Annotated in this window: 17 protein-coding genes and 1 tRNA gene; 6 read left to right on the top strand and 12 right to left on the bottom strand. The window is 63.5% G+C overall.

Translation table 11 applies throughout. The features are described 5' to 3' along the window. Positions 1-74 precede the first annotated feature (74 nt). The 3 genes from nusG to ACIQLI_RS04570 all read right to left on the bottom strand — a co-directional run bounded on the left by nusG (position 75) and on the right by ACIQLI_RS04570 (position 1,478). Positions 75-929: a transcription termination/antitermination protein NusG gene (gene nusG / locus ACIQLI_RS04580; RefSeq protein WP_089595812.1), complete on the bottom strand. Its 855-nt coding sequence runs from the start codon at positions 927-929 to the stop codon at positions 75-77. 114 nt (positions 930-1,043) lie between these two features. Continuing rightward, a complete protein-coding gene (gene secE, locus ACIQLI_RS04575) occupies positions 1,044-1,325 on the bottom strand; it encodes a preprotein translocase subunit SecE (RefSeq protein WP_024817604.1) in 282 nt (93 codons plus the stop codon). Between the two features lie 80 nt (positions 1,326-1,405). Continuing rightward, positions 1,406-1,478, bottom strand: a tRNA-Trp gene (locus tag ACIQLI_RS04570). A 252-nt stretch (positions 1,479-1,730) separates the two neighbouring features. On the opposite strand from ACIQLI_RS04570, the gene ACIQLI_RS04565 reads away from it, so the two are divergent. Next, positions 1,731-2,960: a pyridoxal phosphate-dependent aminotransferase gene (locus ACIQLI_RS04565; RefSeq protein ID WP_400385496.1), complete on the top strand. Its 1,230-nt coding sequence runs from the start codon at positions 1,731-1,733 to the stop codon at positions 2,958-2,960. A 79-nt stretch (positions 2,961-3,039) separates the two neighbouring features. On the opposite strand, the gene ACIQLI_RS04560 is transcribed toward ACIQLI_RS04565, so the two are convergent. After that, positions 3,040-3,714 carry a response regulator transcription factor gene (locus tag ACIQLI_RS04560; protein ID WP_354230481.1) on the bottom strand — a complete coding sequence of 225 codons (675 nt, stop codon included), beginning with the start codon at positions 3,712-3,714 and terminating at the stop codon, positions 3,040-3,042. After that, positions 3,711-5,309 (bottom strand): PspC domain-containing protein, encoded by a 1,599-nt coding sequence (locus tag ACIQLI_RS04555; protein ID WP_400385493.1) that lies wholly within the window; start codon positions 5,307-5,309, stop codon positions 3,711-3,713. The genes ACIQLI_RS04560 and ACIQLI_RS04555 overlap by 4 nt, the downstream gene beginning before the upstream one ends. A 125-nt stretch (positions 5,310-5,434) precedes the next feature. On the opposite strand from ACIQLI_RS04555, the gene ACIQLI_RS04550 reads away from it, so the two are divergent. From ACIQLI_RS04550 to ACIQLI_RS04530, 5 genes are all read left to right on the top strand, one after another. Further along, a complete protein-coding gene (locus ACIQLI_RS04550; protein ID WP_400385490.1) occupies positions 5,435-6,943 on the top strand; it encodes a PspC domain-containing protein in 1,509 nt (502 codons plus the stop codon). 1 nt (position 6,944) lies between these two features. After that, complete coding sequence (locus ACIQLI_RS04545; protein WP_400385487.1) at positions 6,945-7,346, top strand: hypothetical protein; 402 nt, start codon at positions 6,945-6,947, stop codon at positions 7,344-7,346. Between the two features lie 31 nt (positions 7,347-7,377). Next, complete coding sequence (locus tag ACIQLI_RS04540) at positions 7,378-7,626, top strand: PspC domain-containing protein (protein WP_089595817.1); 249 nt, start codon at positions 7,378-7,380, stop codon at positions 7,624-7,626. A 192-nt stretch (positions 7,627-7,818) separates the two neighbouring features. Continuing rightward, positions 7,819-8,844 carry an ATP-dependent 6-phosphofructokinase gene (locus tag ACIQLI_RS04535; protein WP_089595818.1) on the top strand — a complete coding sequence of 342 codons (1,026 nt, stop codon included), beginning with the start codon at positions 7,819-7,821 and terminating at the stop codon, positions 8,842-8,844. Positions 8,845-8,861: 17 nt separating this feature from the next. Then, positions 8,862-9,611, top strand: a complete 750-nt coding sequence (locus tag ACIQLI_RS04530) for a GNAT family N-acetyltransferase (RefSeq protein WP_400385483.1) — start codon at positions 8,862-8,864, stop codon at positions 9,609-9,611. A 69-nt stretch (positions 9,612-9,680) separates the two neighbouring features. On the opposite strand, the gene ACIQLI_RS04525 is transcribed toward ACIQLI_RS04530, so the two are convergent. The 7 genes from ACIQLI_RS04525 to ACIQLI_RS04495 form a co-directional block, all read right to left on the bottom strand. Then, the gene (locus ACIQLI_RS04525; RefSeq protein WP_400385480.1) at positions 9,681-11,201 is read right to left on the bottom strand and encodes a DHA2 family efflux MFS transporter permease subunit; all 1,521 of its coding nucleotides are present in this window, start codon (positions 11,199-11,201) and stop codon (positions 9,681-9,683) included. Next, positions 11,185-11,814, bottom strand: coding sequence for a PadR family transcriptional regulator (locus tag ACIQLI_RS04520; protein ID WP_400385477.1), 630 nt, complete (start codon positions 11,812-11,814; stop codon positions 11,185-11,187). The genes ACIQLI_RS04525 and ACIQLI_RS04520 overlap by 17 nt, the downstream gene beginning before the upstream one ends. A 114-nt stretch (positions 11,815-11,928) precedes the next feature. Further along, positions 11,929-12,357 carry an ankyrin repeat domain-containing protein gene (locus ACIQLI_RS04515; protein WP_400385475.1) on the bottom strand — a complete coding sequence of 143 codons (429 nt, stop codon included), beginning with the start codon at positions 12,355-12,357 and terminating at the stop codon, positions 11,929-11,931. After that, positions 12,354-13,439: a YgfZ/GcvT domain-containing protein gene (locus tag ACIQLI_RS04510; protein ID WP_400385473.1), complete on the bottom strand. Its 1,086-nt coding sequence runs from the start codon at positions 13,437-13,439 to the stop codon at positions 12,354-12,356. The genes ACIQLI_RS04515 and ACIQLI_RS04510 overlap by 4 nt, the downstream gene beginning before the upstream one ends. Positions 13,440-13,494: 55 nt before the next feature. Then, entirely contained in the window at positions 13,495-14,217 is a 723-nt protein-coding gene (locus tag ACIQLI_RS04505; protein WP_400385470.1) for a flavodoxin family protein, read from the bottom strand. A gap of 51 nt (positions 14,218-14,268) precedes the next feature. Continuing rightward, complete coding sequence (locus ACIQLI_RS04500; protein WP_207594258.1) at positions 14,269-14,868, bottom strand: FABP family protein; 600 nt, start codon at positions 14,866-14,868, stop codon at positions 14,269-14,271. A 166-nt stretch (positions 14,869-15,034) separates the two neighbouring features. Further along, on the bottom strand, positions 15,035-15,769 hold the full coding sequence (locus ACIQLI_RS04495) for a permease (RefSeq protein ID WP_089595825.1): 735 nt from the start codon (positions 15,767-15,769) through the stop codon (positions 15,035-15,037). Positions 15,770-15,815 lie beyond the last annotated feature (46 nt).

Genomic DNA, 15,815 nt, shown 5'->3' with positions numbered 1-15,815 from the left:
TGGCCGCCATGGCGAGGCGGCCGGCCGCTCCCGAACTGCTAAGCAGGCAGGACTGGAGCGAAAATTGAAATCAGCTAGATCTTGGTGACCTGGTTGAATGCGAGCGTCACCGGGGTTTCGCGCTCGAAGATCGAGACCAGGACCACCAGGGTCTGGGACTCGGGCTTGATCTCGGAGATCGTTGCCGGAAGGGTCTCGAACGGGCCCTCCTTGACGATGACCGACTCGCCGACCTCGAAGTCGACGGCCACGGGAGCCTGGTTCTGCTTGTTGACCGGCTTGCCCTGCTCTGCCTGCTCTTCTTCGAAGACCGGGGCGAGCATGGAGAAGACCTCGTCAAGGCGCAGCGGCACGGGGTTGTGGGCGTTGCCCACGAAGCCGGTGACACCCGGCGTGTGGCGAACGGCGCCCCAGGAGGCATCGGTCAGGTCCATGCGGACCAGGACGTAACCGGGAATGCGAACGCGGTTGATGACCTTGCGCTGCGCGTTCTTGATCTCGACGACCTCTTCCATGGGGACCTGGATTTCGAAGATGTAATCTTCCATGTCCAGGGTCTGGATGCGGGTCTCAAGGTTTGCCTTCACGCGGTTTTCGTAACCTGCGTAGGAGTGGATGACGTACCAGTCACCTTCCTGGCGGCGCAGCTTGCCCTTGAATTCCTCGGCCGGATCGGCCGGAGCTGCAGCAGCAGCGGCTGCCAGGTCGTCGCCGTCGGACTCTTCCGAAGCGTCGTCCTCATCTGCAACATCGCCGGACGCGTCATCAGATTCGGCGTCGACGTCAGCTTCGAAGTCCTCTTCGGAATCATCGGCGTCAGCAGATTCGGGCGCAGCAGAATCAACCTCGGACTCTTCCGCAGCCTCAACTGCAGCGCCCTCAGTTTCTTCCAGCTCAGTCTCGTTTACCTCGAGCTCCTGCTCAGACACTTGGTCTCCTGCTTCCTCATTGCCTAACATGCCTATTTAAATGGCTCAATTCCGCAAACCCCGCAAAATTCCTGAAGTACCAAGGAATTCCACACAGTTTGCGGACAGATCCGCTTAGCGGTCCGTAGCGCCTGACCCACCGAAGACCCAGCTGACTCCCGTGCCGAAGGCCAGGTCCAGAAGGGTGACGATGAGCATCATGATGGCCACGAACACCAGCACCACGAGCGTGTAATTGATCAGTTCCTTGCGGGTGGGCGCAACGACCTTCTTCAGTTCACCAATGACCTGGCGGACGAAGAGAGCAATACGGGCGAAGAAGCCACGATCGGCTTTCTTGGCGGGACGGCCCTTCGAGCTGCTGGCAGCTGTTTCGGTCACCTGATCCTCACTCACCTTGCAAAGTCGTTGACCCGACTCTGATCAGAGCCATGGTTGCTGCGCTTGCCCCGGCGTTTCCGCCGGGACAGCTTGCGCAGGGCAGACAGGACTCGAACCTGCAACCTGCGGTTTTGGAGACCGCTGCGCTACCAATTGCGCCACTACCCTATGGATCGAATCCATGTTTCAGGCCGCACTTCAGCCTGTGGTGCTTTTCAACACCGGTGAACCAGTCTACGCAAGAATTTCGCGATAGTCGAACCGGCCCATTTCCGGTCCCCCCAGCCCCAAAAACCTGTGACCAGCATTATCAGTCACAAAGTCCGGCGGGCACCCGGGAGGTCCGCAGAACAGCATAAGGTAGTTTACGTCGAATCCCATCATCCAGCCCACGAGCTGCCTGCGAAGAACGGTACATAGATGTCTGCCGGAACAACTACCGCCCGCATTTCACAGCGAATCTCCGCCATTGCCGAGTCCGCCACCCTTGCCGTTGACGCCAAGGCCAAGGCACTGAAGGCCGCGGGACGTCCCGTGATCGGTTTCGGTGCCGGGGAACCCGATTTCCCCACCCCGGATTACATCGTCCAGGCCGCCATTGAAGCTGCGAGCCAGCCGAAGTACCACCGCTATTCCCCCGCCGGCGGCCTCCCTGAGCTGAAGAAGGCCATTGCGGAGAAGACCCTGCGGGACTCCGGCTACCAGGTTGACCCCTCCCAGGTCCTGGTGACCAACGGCGGCAAGCAGGCGGTCTACAACACCTTCGCTACGTTGGTGGATCCGGGCGACGAGGTCATCATTCCCACCCCGTTCTGGACCACCTACCCCGAAGCCATCCGCCTCGCCGGTGGCGTGCCCGTTGAGGTCTTCGCCGGTCCGGAACAGGGTTACCTGGTGACCGTCGAGCAGTTGGAAGCAGCCGTGACGGAGCGGACCAAGATCCTGCTGTTCGTTTCCCCGTCCAACCCCACCGGTGCCGTCTACAGCCCGGAGCAGGTTGCGGAGATCGGCAAGTGGGCCGCGTCCAAGGGCCTGTGGGTTGTCACGGATGAAATCTACGAGCACCTGACCTACGACGGCGTGGAGTTCACCTCCATCGCCACGGCCGCTCCGGAACTGGGCGACAAGGTTGTCATCCTCAATGGCGTTGCCAAGACCTATGCCATGACCGGATGGCGCGTGGGGTGGATGATTGGCCCGGCCGACGTCATCAAGGCAGCCACCAACCTGCAGTCGCACGCGACGTCCAACGTCTCCAACATCATGCAGGTCGCCGCCGCCGCTGCCCTCACGGGTCCGCTGACCGCCGTCGACGAAATGAAGGTAGCCTTCGACCGCCGCCGCAAGGCGATCGTCGCCGGACTCAACGCGATTGAAGGCGTTGAATGCCCGACGCCGACCGGCGCCTTCTACGTGTATGCGGACGTCCGCGGGCTGCTGGGTAAGGAATTTGAGACCTCCAACGGTCCCGTCCGTCCTTCCACCTCTGCTGAACTCGCCACCCTGATCCTCGACGAGGTCGAGGTAGCCGTGGTTCCGGGCGAAGCGTTCGGTCCCTCCGGCTACGTCCGTCTGTCCTACGCATTGGGCGACGACGACCTCGCCGAGGGTGTCCGCCGCATCCAGGAATTCCTGGGCAAGGCCAAGTAGCAACCAGCCAACGCGAACGCTCTTCCACCACGGCAGGTGGAAGAGCGTTTCCGTTTAAGGCGCGGGACGTGAGAGAGGGCTAGAGGAGGCGGCGCTCGGCCGCCCACTTGGTGAGCTCGTGCCGGCTGGAGAGCTGGAGCTTCCTCAGGACGGCCGATACGTGGGTCTCCACGGTCTTGATGGAAATGAAGAGTTCCTTGGCGACTTCCTTGTAGCTGTATCCCCGCGCGATGAGCCTCATGACTTCGAGTTCGCGTGCAGAAAGCCTGTCCAGTTCATCGTCGGCGATATCTGCCGGTGCAGTACCGAACGCATCCAGCACGAAGCCCGCAAGCCGCGGTGAGAAGACGGCGTCGCCGTCGGCCACCCTGATCACGGCATCGGAAATCTCTTTGCCGGAGATGGTCTTGGTGACATACCCGCGGGCACCGGCCCGGATGACGGAGACTACGTCCTCGGCTGCGTCCGAAACACTCAGCGCCAGGAAGCTGGTGGTTCCCAGCAACGCGGCCGATCCAGCAATGACCTCACGCCCTCCACCACCCAGTCCGCCGGGAAGGTGAACGTCCAAGAGCACCACCTCCGGGCGGGCTTCGGCAATGACGGCAATGGCCTGCTCCACCGTTCCGGCTTCGCCTACGACGTCCATGCGGGCATCCAGATCGGCTTTCAGCCCCGACCGGAAGATGGTGTGGTCATCCACGATCACGACCCGCACTGTGCGTCCTGGACCATTCTGGGGGTTGGTGCTCATTGCTTCGCTTCTCCGTTCCGGGCTTCACTGTTCCGGGCTTCATTGTTCCGCTGTTCGCCCACGTCGCCGTTAGCGGACGGCAGGGTCAGCCGCACTTCCGTTCCGTCGCTGCTGCTGCTGATGGTCGCTGTGCCACCGTGCCGCTTCATCCGGCCAATGATCGATTCCTTGACGCCCAGCCTGTCGTCCGGAACAGCATCCGGATCGAAGCCGGGACCGCGGTCCTTGACGAAGATTTCCGTGGTGCCCGCAGTGCTCTCCACATACACGGACACCGTTCCGCCGCCATGCCGTGCTGCGTTGAGCATCGCTTCCCGGGCTGCCTGCACCATGGCCTCGTGCCGCTCCGTCATGTCCGTATCGCCCACCGCCACCACTTCTACAGCGTGGCCCTGGGAGTCCTCGACCTCCGCTGCGACGGCCTTGATGCGCTCGGCCAGAAGTCCCGATTCCTTGGCTGCATCACTGAAAAGCCAGGCCCGGAGTTCGCGTTCCTGTGCCCTGGCCAGCCGCACGACGTCCTGTTCCGACCCCGCCCTGCGTTGGATCAGCGCCAAGGTCTGCAATACGGAGTCGTGCAGATGGGCGGCGATCTCGGCGCGCTCTGTCTCGCGGATGCGTCCTGCCCGTTCGGTTTCCAGGTCCTTCCAGAACTTGAGTCCCCAAGGCAGCAGGACCAAGGCAACGCCGCCCAGGACGGCCACGGATGCCAGCAACGCCAGCCATGTCTGTTCCCACGATCCCGAGCCGGACACCATGACCAGGACCCCGGCCACCACCAACGCCAGGCCTGCTGCCAGACGGACCCAACCGCCGGCTTGATCGGCCTTGGTCTTGTCCACCAAGCCGGCCCTGCGGGTTTCGTCGAGCTGCATCCAGGCGATGGCAGCCCCGCCCAGGATGGCCGCGGCCGGAATAAGGGTCCCCAAGGGAACGTCGACGCCGAACTGGCGTGCGATCAGGATGGCGGCCACCAGGAGCAGGGCCGCTCCGAGAAGGATTTCCTTGCCGTAGGGGATGCGCCGTGAGGTGAACCAGGATGCCAGGCCTCCCTCACCGCCGCTGCCCGCCCAGTCCCATGCGGCGGCCGGACGGCCAAATCCTGCAGGTTCAGCGGCGGGAACCTGACCACGGCCCGGGACGTCGTCACTTCCGGAGGCCGTGCGGTGGGGAGCTGCCCCGGAGAAAGGCCCGCCGACCGGGACGGAACCAAAAACCGGAGGTGCGCCGGCCGCCGACGGCGAGGATCCGGCGTCGTACGCTTTCGACGCCTGGGGACTTCCTTCGCCCGGCGTGAACACAGCAGGCGTGGTTCCCCCACTGGGCCCAGGTACGGGCGGCAGGCTCACGGCAGGAGCAATGGGCGACGCCGGACGGCGGGCATTGCGCTTGGCGCTCTCATCCGCGGTGGGAACCATGGTCCACAGCCACGCGTAAAAGGCCACACCTGCACCGCCGGCGAAACACGCCAGGATCATGCCAAGCCGGACGAACTTGACCGGCCAGCCCAAGTGATCGGCCAGTCCACTGCAGACGCCCGCGATCATGCGGTCGCTGCTGCGGACCAGCACGGGGCGTTGTACAGCGGTAGTCATGTACCAATCCAAACACGGATAAGGGTGACCCGGACCGGAAACCAGCGTTGTTCGGGGGTCCCTCAGGGATCATTCAGGGTATCCCCCAGTAGAGGGAATGACGGGCGGGACGGCAGGATCGAAGTATGAACGCGAACAGCATGAATCCAGAGGAACCCGGAACGCCAGGCACTGCCGGCACCTCCGGCTCACAGCAAGAGCCCACCGCCGGCGCTTCCGCGGGAACTGGTCCGGACAACGGCAACTACCCGCCGGCCGGTACCGCTCCGGCCACTTCTCAGGAGAACTTCTTCGACTGGATCCGCAACCAGGGCGTCCGCCGCGGACCGGACCGCTGGATTGGCGGCGTCGCAAGCGGTGTTGCGCACCGCTTCGGCATCGACCCGCTGATCGTGAGGGGCATCTTCATTGTCCTGGCAGTCTTCGCCGGAATAGGGGTGCTGCTTTACGGCATTGCCTGGGCCCTCCTGCCTGAGCCCGATGGCCGCATCCACGTCCAGGAAGCAGCTGCCGGCCGCTGGTCCGGGGGCATGACCGGCGCGTTGATCACCACGATCATCGGGCTCCCGAGCCTGGGCCGTGGATTCTGGGGTTGGGGCTGGGATGGATTGCCCGGCCTGTTCTGGACGCTGTTCTGGATGGGTGGCATCTTCTACCTCATCTACTTCCTGGTCCAACGCAACAAGGCTCCGAAGGGAACTCCGCCCATGAGCCAGCAGAACTACGCCGCGGCACCCGGCAAGACCGCCGCGTACGGAACCCCGACCACCTACGGCCCGTCTGCCGCCTATGGGGCTTCGGCTGCGGGCAACACGGGCGTCCCTGTCTATGGCACCGGCCAGCCCGGCACGAAACTGCATGGTCATGGCGCAGGCGCCGTACCGCCGTCGGGACCGTACACGCCGTCGGGTCCTTACAATTCGTTCAATCCGTCCGGCCCCCGTCCGCCGCAGGGCCCCACTCCCCCTCAGAACTGGGAGCCCAACCCCGCCGCCCCCAAGCGCAGGGGACCCGGTGCTGCGATCGTGGCAGTCTCTGCCGGTGCTGCGTTGCTGGCCGGCGGTACGTTGAAAGCGCTCGACGCCGGGAACGTCATTGACTTGGGCAATTCCGCCAACGCCGTGGTGTGGGCCACCGGTGCCGCAGTCCTGGGCCTGGGCATCCTGGTTGCAGGACTACGCGGCCGGACCTCGGGGTTCCTTGGTTTCCTCGCAGTGGCTGCCCTTATCATCGGAGGGATCTTCAACGTGGTCCCCAGGGACGGCGACCGGTTTACTTTCCACGACGTCAACTGGGCACCCACATCACTGGAGCAAGCGCGGCAAGGGATCGACGTCACCGGCGCCCAAGGTGTGGTGGACCTGAGCGACATCACCATGAATCCCCCGCTGATCTCCGAGGTCCTGATCCCCGTAGATGCGACCGCCAGCAACGTCACGGTCATCATTCCCGACGACGTGCCTGTGGAAGTCAGGGCGGACATGACCTTCGGCAACCTCAACGAACGCGGCTCGGACCGCGGCGGCCGGCTCCAGGACGAGCGGACCCTGTACAACACCGGGAAACCCGGAGCCAACCTCGTGGTGGAAATCGACGGCACGTTCAGCAACGTGACCATCCAGGAAGGAAACTGACATGAGCACCAACGAGCCCGGCAAGGCCAACGAAGCCCACCCCACAGCACCTCTGCCCAAGGAAACCCGCCCCACCGAGGCCCTCCCGAAGGAAACCCGCCCCACCGAGGCCCTCCCGAAGCCACGGCTCCAGGAAATCCCGCTCACGCCGCCGCTGGAGCGCAGCTTCCAAGTGGAGCACGCGGACGACGACGAACCCCGGCAAGCCCGGATCGGCACCGTGGTGTGGGGGCTGATCGTGATAGCCCTGGCTGCCTTGATCGTCATCTCGACGCTCGGTTGGGTGACGCTTAACGGCACGTACGTGCTGATAGGCCTGATGATCGGCGCAGGAGCAGCCTTGGTGGTGGGAGGACTCCTCTCCGCCCGCAAGGGTTCCAAAAAAGTGACCACCACGAAGTGACAAAGCAACCACAACAGGGAAGTCTGTAGCCATGGACAAGTTCTTCAGCATCGTCAGGGGCTTCGGCCTGAAGCGTGGACCGCAACGCTGGCTGGGCGGCATCTGCGGAGGAATCGCGGCAAAGCTCAGGGTGGACGTGGCATATGTCCGGGTGGCATTCCTGCTTTTCTGCCTGCTGCCGGGGCCCGCGTTCGTGATCTACATCCTGGGCTGGCTGCTCTTGCCGGACCAGAACAACAAGATCGCGCTCGAATCGTTCATCAGCCAGCGCTCCCGGTAAATCCGGTCACAAAGCACGCGAAGCGTCCCGTCACCAGGCGGGGCGCTTCCTTTGTTTTCGATCACGTTTCCAATACCGCACGGCCGGGTTCAAAAGTAACCGTTTGTGTCCCACCCCACATGCGCGTCTACAATCATGGGGAGCTCAGCGTGGCGCTCTGCACGTATTCCTCCAAGCCATGAGTGAGCAAACATGAAAATTGGCATTCTTACCAGCGGTGGCGACTGCCCCGGCCTCAATGCAGTGATCCGGGGTGCTGTCCTCAAGGGCATCGCCATCCACGGCCAGGAATTTGTGGGCTTCCGTGACGGCTGGCGTGGTGTTGTGGAAGGTGATGTCATTGACATCCCCCGCACCATGGTCCGCGGTATCGCCAAGCAGGGTGGCACCATTCTGGGCACGTCCCGCACCAACCCGTTCGAAAACGGCGGTGGCCCGGACGTCATCAAGGCCCATATGGAACGCCTGGGCATTGACGCGATCATCGCCATCGGCGGGGAGGGTACCCTGGCAGCGGCCAAGCGCCTCACCGACGCCGGCCTGAAAATCGTCGGCGTCCCCAAGACCGTGGACAACGACCTCGATGCCACCGACTACACCTTCGGCTTCGATACCGCAGTCCAGATCGCCACGGAGGCCATCGATCGACTCCGGACCACCGGGGAGTCCCACCACCGGTGCATGATCGCCGAGGTCATGGGCCGCCATGTCGGTTGGATCGCCCTGCACGCGGGCATGGCCGCCGGTGCGCACGCCATCCTGATCCCCGAGCAGAAGGTCAGCATCGAGGAGATCACTGAATGGGTCCAGGAAGCCCATGATCGTGGCCGTGCGCCCTTGGTAGTGGTTGCCGAGGGCTTCGTTCCGGACCACATGGAGTCCCCGCACTCCGAGCGCGGGCTGGACACCTTTGGCCGTCCCCGATTGGGCGGCATCGCGGACCAGCTGGCTCCTGAGATCGAGGCCCGCACGGGCATTGAAACCCGCGCCACGATCCTCGGCCACATCCAGCGCGGCGGCGTTCCCACCGCCTACGACCGCGTTTTGGCAACCCGCCTGGGCATGGCGGCCATCGACTCCGTAGTGGACGGACGATGGGGCACCATGGTGGCCCTCAAGGGAACGGACATCTCCCACGTGGGCTTCGAGGAAGCCCTTGGCAAGCTCAAGACCGTGCCGCAGCACCGCTACGACGAAGCGTCGGTGCTGTTCGGCTAGTCGGCTAGGCTGAATCCATGACTCTTGAGCCCACGTCCGCTGCCATTATCCAGCTGGCGTGGGCTCGCCATTTGGGGCTCGACGACGACGCTTTCGCCACCGCAGCAGCCCGCCTCACCAACTCGACCACGGACCCAGGCGATCCCACACACCGCATCACCCGCGTGGACGAATCAGCCCGCGCTGTGGTCTTCCTGAGGCTCTTCGGAGTTTCAGCACTGGTGGGGCCGCAGTGGGCCCTGGACGCCGCCGTCGGACTTCCTGATACAGAGCTCGCCCAACACGTGACGCTGCTGACCTTGACCCGATCCCACGGAGGGCACGGGCTGGGATCAACGGCCTTGTTTTTTGCCGACGACTTGCCGCTGCAGCAACCCTCCGACGACCTCACAGTCTCCCGTGGCAACCCGGAAGCCATCAGCCTTGAAGCGCAGTGCCCTCCGGACGATGTCAATGAGGTGGGGCTGCAGGGCCTGGAACACCGGTTCACCATCATGCACCCTGACGAGGCACCGCCCACTCCCGTGGCCTGCGGCGCCTATTCCGAATGGGAGGGCATCCTGGCCAACATGGGCGTTCTGGTGGCACCTCCATGGCGTCGCCGAGGCCTGGGAACCCTGGCCGCATCCATCGCTGCGCACGAAGCCCTGGCCGCGGGCCTGACCCTGCAATGGAAGGCCGACGTCAGCAATACCGGCGCACTCGCGATGGCCCGCAGCCTTGGCTTTGCCACGGGCGGGCTCCACGCAAGCGTGCTGCTCGGCTGACTCCCCCCGAGTTTTTGTACAGATAACGCCCTTTAGGAGCCTTCTTAGGGCGTTATCTGTACAAAAACTCTAGGTGTTGAGATCAGCCTTGGCAGTTTCCGGTGCAGGTGCGGACGTGCCGCCCCATCCCTGCACGGACTTCGGCTTGCCAAAGAACAACGCCACCACCGCACCCAGCAGGATCGCACAGGCGGGCAACAGGATGGACTGGCTCATCGCCGTCGAAAATCCTGCGTGAAGGGCTTCCGGCAAGACGCCGCTCATGGACGCTTCGCCCACGGGAGCACCGGCGGGGGCTGCGGGCAGTTCCGCCGACAGCCGCGACTGGATCAGGGCAGCGATGGCCGCTGAGCCCAGGACCGCACCGATTTGGCGGGTGGTGTTGAAGACACCGGACCCCGCACCGGCCTGCCGTGGTTCCAGGTTGCGGGTGGTGGCGTTGGATACCGGTCCCCAGATGAAAGCGTTGGCAACACCCTGCAGCGCGCTGGGCAGCAGGAACATCCAGATGGGAGTGTCCGGTCCCAGCAGGGCAGCAGTCCAGAACAGGGCTCCTGCCATGCAGAGCAGGCCGAACGCGGCAAAGTATCGAGGATTGGCACGGTCAATGAGCTTGCCTACGAACGGCGCCAGCGCACCCGAAATAACGGCCATGGGGATCATGAGCAGCGCCGACTGGGTTGGCGTCAACCCGCGGACCGTCTGGTAGTAGAAGATGGTGGGCAGCGGGAACGCCGTCACCGTGAAACCGACGGCCATGATGGTGGTGTTGCCCAGGGAGAAGTTGCGGTCCTTGAACAGGCCAAGCGGCAGCAGGGGTTCTCCGCCCCGGCGCTCAAGGAGCCACTGCCAAACAACAAAGAGCACCAGGACCACGAGCCCGGTGATGATCAGGCCCCAGACGGTGACGAAACCGGTCACCGTTCCCCACTTGTAGGTCTGGCCTTCCTGGATGCCAAAGACCAGCAGGAACATGCCGACGGCGGACAGCACCACGCCGAGGACGTCGAACGAGTGCGTGTGGGTGGTCAGTTTCGGTACGAAACGCATCACCAGGATGAAGGCCACGATCCCAATGGGGACGTTGACGAAGAAGATCCATTCCCAGCCCAGGCTGTCCACCAGCACGCCGCCCAGGATAGGGCCAACCAGCACGGCCATGCCGGCGGTTGCGCCCCACAGCCCCATGGCTGCACCGCGGCGGTCCGGCGGGAAGATGCGGGTGATGACGGCCATGGTCTGGGGCGTCATCATGGCTGCACCCAGGCCTTGGAGGACACGGGCGGCGATCAACATGGTGACGTCACCGGACAGGCCGCACCACAACGACGCAAGCGTGAAGACCACCAAGCCCATCAGGTAAAGGTTCTTTGGTCCGAACCGGTCCCCCAACCTCCCCGTGATGAGCAGGGGCACTGCGTACGCCAGCAAATAGGCGCTGGTAACCCAGATGACGGCATTGATGTCCGTATTGAGGCCCTCCATGATCCGCGGATTCGCGACCGACACGATGGTGGTGTCGATGAGGATCATGAAGAAACCCACCACGAGTGACCAGAGCGCCGGCCACGGCTTAGCTACGTTTTCCAAGGGATTCCTTTGGCTTGTGTGAAATGTCCGTTGGAGCCGGCAGGGGTTCGTCCCAGGGCAGGTGCCCGTTGCCCAACTCCTCGAGGAGGCTGCGGATCCACGCGATCTCCGTTCGGCGCATTGCTTGTTGATACGTCATGTCAATCCAATACTTGCGGGCGAGTCCCTTGGCCGTCACGGTGGCCTCCGCCCGGACCAGGAAGTCGAGATCGGCGGTAAGCGCCTCGACCCGCTGCTCCAGGAGTTCCTTCACCACGGAAGCAGGCAGATGATGCGCCTCGGCAATGGCATGCGGAAACAGCGGGTACTCGTTGACGGGAGTGGAGAGCATGGCCTGGAGCCGGGCGTCGAGGGCCTGGTGTCCGGCATCCGTGATCCGGTAAGTGGTCCGTTCGGGCCGGTTGCCTTCCCGTCCGGTTCCCGTGGCCTCCACGAGTCCGTTTTCCTCAAGCCTGCCCACGGCGTGGTAAAGCGTCCCCGGACGTACCTTGACCAGCCTGTCTTCGTGGCGCGCCATCAGCAGTTGATACATCTCGTACGGATGCATGGGTTCCTCTGCCAACAGGGCCAGGGATGCGACGCCCAAGGGCGTCAGATCGGAAATTCTGGGCATGGTCGGCCCCTTTCCGTGACGTATATTCCACCACAACTATTCCACGTGGAATATATGGGCCGCAAGTAAGCCCGGCCGCTGGAGCGACCGGGCTGCCTGGAGGGTAGGGGTGACTCAGCCCAGAAGGGCCAGGATCTCAGCCCGGGCGAACATGGCCGCAGCCTCGCGCGCGGTGGGGGTTCCGGCGTCGGGGTCTGCTCCTGCGTCCAACAGGATCCGCGCCACGCCCGTGTACCCCTTGAAAACCGCGCCTGCGAGGGGCGTCTGGCCGCGATCGTTGGCGGCATTGACGTCAGCGCCGTGGTGGAGGATCAATTGCACAGCTTCCTCGTGGCCATGATAGGCGGCCAACATCAGCAAGGAATCCCCGGCGGCGTTGGTCAGCGTGGACGGAGCGCCGGCGGACAAGTAGCCACGCAACAGTTCCGTATTGCCCTCGCGGGCGGCATCGAACAGGGCGTGGGCAAGCGCCAACGTCTCGTCGTCGGCGCCTGCATCCGGGCCTGCGGGCTCGGAAGCTGCGGGCTGGCTCAGGTGGCTCATCGGTGGGGTCCCTTCAGGAATCCGGTCTGGCGCCCGACGACCTGGCCGGCGTCGGGGGCGACGATCACTTCCTGGGCAGCGACGTACGGCTCCTCGCCATCCATCACCGTCAGGGTTTCCTCCGCTGAAACGGACCGCTTCACCACGGCCAAAGCCACGGGTCCCATTTCGAAGTGCTGCGCCACAGATGTCAGAGTACCCACCTTGCGTTCTCCGGCAAAGACAACACTGCCAACAGCGGGGAGCGTGTGCTGGGAACCGTCCAACTGCAGGAAGACGAGGCGACGGGGTGGGTGGCCGAGATTGTGGACACGTGCGATGGTTTCCTGGCCCTTGTAGCACCCTTTGTTCAGGTGGACCGATGTCCGCAGGAGGTCCAGTTCATGGGGAATCGTCTTCTCGTCCGTCTCGGCTCCAAGGCGGGGACGCCACGCAGCGATCCGCAGGGCATCGGCAGCCAAAGCCCCTGCCAAGGGAAGGCCTTCAACGGCGCTTTCCAGCCCTGCCGCCTGGACGAGGTACTCGAACCAAGGACGCTCCAGCCCGGGATGGGATTCCTCGGGAACGATGCTGTACGCATAGCCGCCCGGGCTGACATGCGGCCACGGATCCTCCCACACCAAGTGCGAGGACAGTTGCTCCACCGGTTTTGTGGAGCCCAGCACGGCCCACTGCTCCGAGACGTCCGTAATCTCGACGCGGAGCATGAATTTCATCTTGTTCAGCCACTCGGCCAAAGGCGCGGCTTCTGCAGACTCCACAATCAACCAGGTAGTATCGCCGTCGTCAATCACCCTGGCATCGAATTCGATGCGACCCTGGACACTCAGCAGCAAGAGCTCGCTGGCAACGCCGGGCTGCAGATTGGTGAGTTGCTGCGAGGACAACGTGTTGAGCCAGCTCAGCCGGTCCGGTCCGGACACGGTCACCACCCCGCGGTGCGAGAGATCGACGACGGCGGTGCCGGCTGCCAAGGCACGCTGCTCACGCAGCGGCTCGCCATAGTGGGCAGCGACGCCGGCGTCCAGGCCAGTGTCCTCGACGGCGCCGGGGCGCGACAACAGAGGGCTCGTGTAAGTCATATGTAGTAGAAGTCCTTGCAACTCAGCAGTATTCCGTGGATGGCAATATTTCAGGTCAGCGGTATTCCGGATTGTCGAAGTCGAACCGGGTACCCGCTTTCCATTCCTCCGGCAGGTTGCCGTAAGCCGGGATGCCCCCGGCATCCCTGAGGATTTTGGCCATATGGAGCAGGTTCCAGGTCATGAACGTGGTGTTCCTGTTGGTGAAATCACTCTCCGGCCCACCCGAACCTTCGTCCAGATAGCTGGGGCCCGGACCCACAGGACCGATCCACCCGGCGTCCGCCTGGGGTGGGATGGTGAAGCCGACGTGCTGGAGGCTGTACAGCACATTCATGGAACAGTGCTTGATGCCGTCCTCGTTGCCCGTAATGAGGCAGCCGCCCACCTTGGGATAGAACGCCCATTGGCCGTTGCTGTTCAGCTCGCCCGAGTGCGCGTACAGCCGCTCGATAAGTTTCTTGGTTTGGGAGGAGTTGTCACCCAACCAGATGGGCCCGGCCACCACCACGATGTGGGCGTCGCGGACATCAGGGTAGATAGCGGGCCACTCGTCCGTCTTCCAGCCATGCTGGCGCATATCGGGATAGACACCGCTGGCGATGTCATGGTCAACGGTCCGGACAAGTTTGGTAGTGACACCCTGCTTCTCCATGATGTCCCGGCTGATCTTGATCAGCCCGTCCGTGTTGCTGGGTTGCGGCGAAGGTTTCAACGTGCCATTGAAGAACACGGCTTTGAGGCCCTCGTAGCCTTCCGGCTTGGGGTGGGTGTTCACTTTCTGCTCCTTCCGCTGGCTGCTTGCTGGAACGTCCGGTGAAGCCCCGGGTCAGGACACCTTGTGCAGGAATGCCGAGGCGTGGGCTTCGAGTGCTTTGCCGCTGGCAGCAACATCCCAACGCCACAGGAGGTTCCCGTCCACCAGGCCGAAGATCCGGGTGGCTGCGGTGTATTCCTTGGAGTGGCTCCCGCGCATCACCATGTCGGTGCTCAGCTGGATCTGGGGTCCCTTGATCTGACCGTAGTACAGCTCGGTGATGCCGCCGGGGTGCGCAATCGACACCGAAATGTCGAAGCCGCCGTCCTTGTTGCGGCGCTCTTCCACGTCATCGGCGGTCTTGAGGACCGGGACGATGTCCGCCGGAATCAGGCCGGGTCCGCCGTCGCCTTCCTGGAGCTTCCGCTCCAAGGCCCAGAACCCGGTCTCGACGGTCAACGGACGCAACTTTGCGCCGTCGTCGTCACTGAGCCAGGTCTCGGCCCTGTACTGCAGGTACGGCAAGCCGTTATGGGTGAAGGAAACGTGCTGGACGAAATGCTCGGAATCCTCGTCACCGCTGCCGAGCCGGCCGCGGCCTTCCCACTCACCAATGAGCCAGGAAAGGGGGACGAGTTCAGGCGTCAGATCGGTTGGGATCTCAATAGGCACAACGACTACCTCTGTTGGAGAGCAGGATCAGAGAGTTTACTTCTGGCCCTTGAAAAGGCGGTATACGACAAAACCTGCAAACCATGCCATGGCGACGCTGGCCAGGCCAAGGAGAACGAGGAAGAAGATTTCAAATGCGAGTACAGACATGATGCCATCCTAACCGTTAGTAGATGAGTAGTTTGTCTATGAAGTACACCAAGGCCCCCACTGCCCAGACCGGGGCAACGCCCATTCCCACGGCTGCCGGAATGTTCAGGCGGCCGCGCCGAAGGGTGGTCATCCGCCGGAAGGACACCAGGACGGAGCCGACCACCACGCCAACCAACGCTGCGGGAAGTACTGCAATATCTGAGAATACAAGACCAGCGAGAGGACCCATGAGTCCGGCCATGACCACACCCAGCGGAGCCACGATGCGGTCAGGCCACCGGATGATTCCCACCATCAGGGCCACTGCCGCGCTCAGGCCGGCCACCAGGACCATCTCCTTCACACCGTTGAACCGCGCGCCGGCAATCCACCCTGCGCCAAGGCAATTCAACAGCACGCCGGCGCAGCATCCGAGGGTTGATTCCAGTCGCTGCGCCTGCCCCGTTCCACGGACGAGCTGGACCACGAAGACCGCCATCACGCCCACGGCAATGAATGCCGGCGTTCCTTCCAGGAATCCAGGAGCCGGAAGGTAGGCCGCGGTCACGGCTGATCCCGCACCGGCCAACCCGATCACCGCCGCCAGGGTTTTCTTGGCAGGGACGCCCAGGAAATGCGGCCAGCCAATCCCTACGGCCGCGGAGGCAGCAATGCCGACGCCCACCATGGCTTCCCGGGAAACGAAGGTGCTGGCCACGATGGCGATGAGCGCCACGAGTCCAAATACCCCGATGCTCCAAGACTTCACTGTGTGCCGACCTCAATCCGATGCGCCTTACGACCTCTCGACAATC

The organism is Paenarthrobacter sp. NPDC091669, assembly GCF_044756725.1.
In the GTDB taxonomy this organism is placed as follows: domain Bacteria; phylum Actinomycetota; class Actinomycetes; order Actinomycetales; family Micrococcaceae; genus Arthrobacter; species Arthrobacter bambusae_C.
This window is presented reverse-complemented; position numbering and strand designations above follow the sequence as displayed.

What these genes read in the sequence shown, in the direction of transcription:
- ACIQLI_RS04540 (WP_089595817.1), top strand. Translation starts at nt 7,378, where the DNA reads ATGGACAAGTTCTTCAGCATCGTCAGGGGCTTCGGCCTGAAGCGTGGA.
- ACIQLI_RS04545 (WP_400385487.1), top strand. Translation starts at nt 6,945, where the DNA reads ATGAGCACCAACGAGCCCGGCAAGGCCAACGAAGCCCACCCCACAGCA.
- ACIQLI_RS04555 (WP_400385493.1), bottom strand. Translation starts at nt 5,309, where the DNA reads ATGACTACCGCTGTACAACGCCCCGTGCTGGTCCGCAGCAGCGACCGC.
- ACIQLI_RS04535 (WP_089595818.1), top strand. Translation starts at nt 7,819, where the DNA reads ATGAAAATTGGCATTCTTACCAGCGGTGGCGACTGCCCCGGCCTCAAT.
- ACIQLI_RS04530 (WP_400385483.1), top strand. Translation starts at nt 8,862, where the DNA reads ATGACTCTTGAGCCCACGTCCGCTGCCATTATCCAGCTGGCGTGGGCT.
- ACIQLI_RS04550 (WP_400385490.1), top strand. Translation starts at nt 5,435, where the DNA reads ATGAACGCGAACAGCATGAATCCAGAGGAACCCGGAACGCCAGGCACT.
- ACIQLI_RS04560 (WP_354230481.1), bottom strand. Translation starts at nt 3,714, where the DNA reads ATGAGCACCAACCCCCAGAATGGTCCAGGACGCACAGTGCGGGTCGTG.
- ACIQLI_RS04520 (WP_400385477.1), bottom strand. Translation starts at nt 11,814, where the DNA reads ATGCCCAGAATTTCCGATCTGACGCCCTTGGGCGTCGCATCCCTGGCC.
- ACIQLI_RS04565 (WP_400385496.1), top strand. Translation starts at nt 1,731, where the DNA reads ATGTCTGCCGGAACAACTACCGCCCGCATTTCACAGCGAATCTCCGCC.
- ACIQLI_RS04515 (WP_400385475.1), bottom strand. Translation starts at nt 12,357, where the DNA reads ATGAGCCACCTGAGCCAGCCCGCAGCTTCCGAGCCCGCAGGCCCGGAT.
- ACIQLI_RS04510 (WP_400385473.1), bottom strand. Translation starts at nt 13,439, where the DNA reads ATGACTTACACGAGCCCTCTGTTGTCGCGCCCCGGCGCCGTCGAGGAC.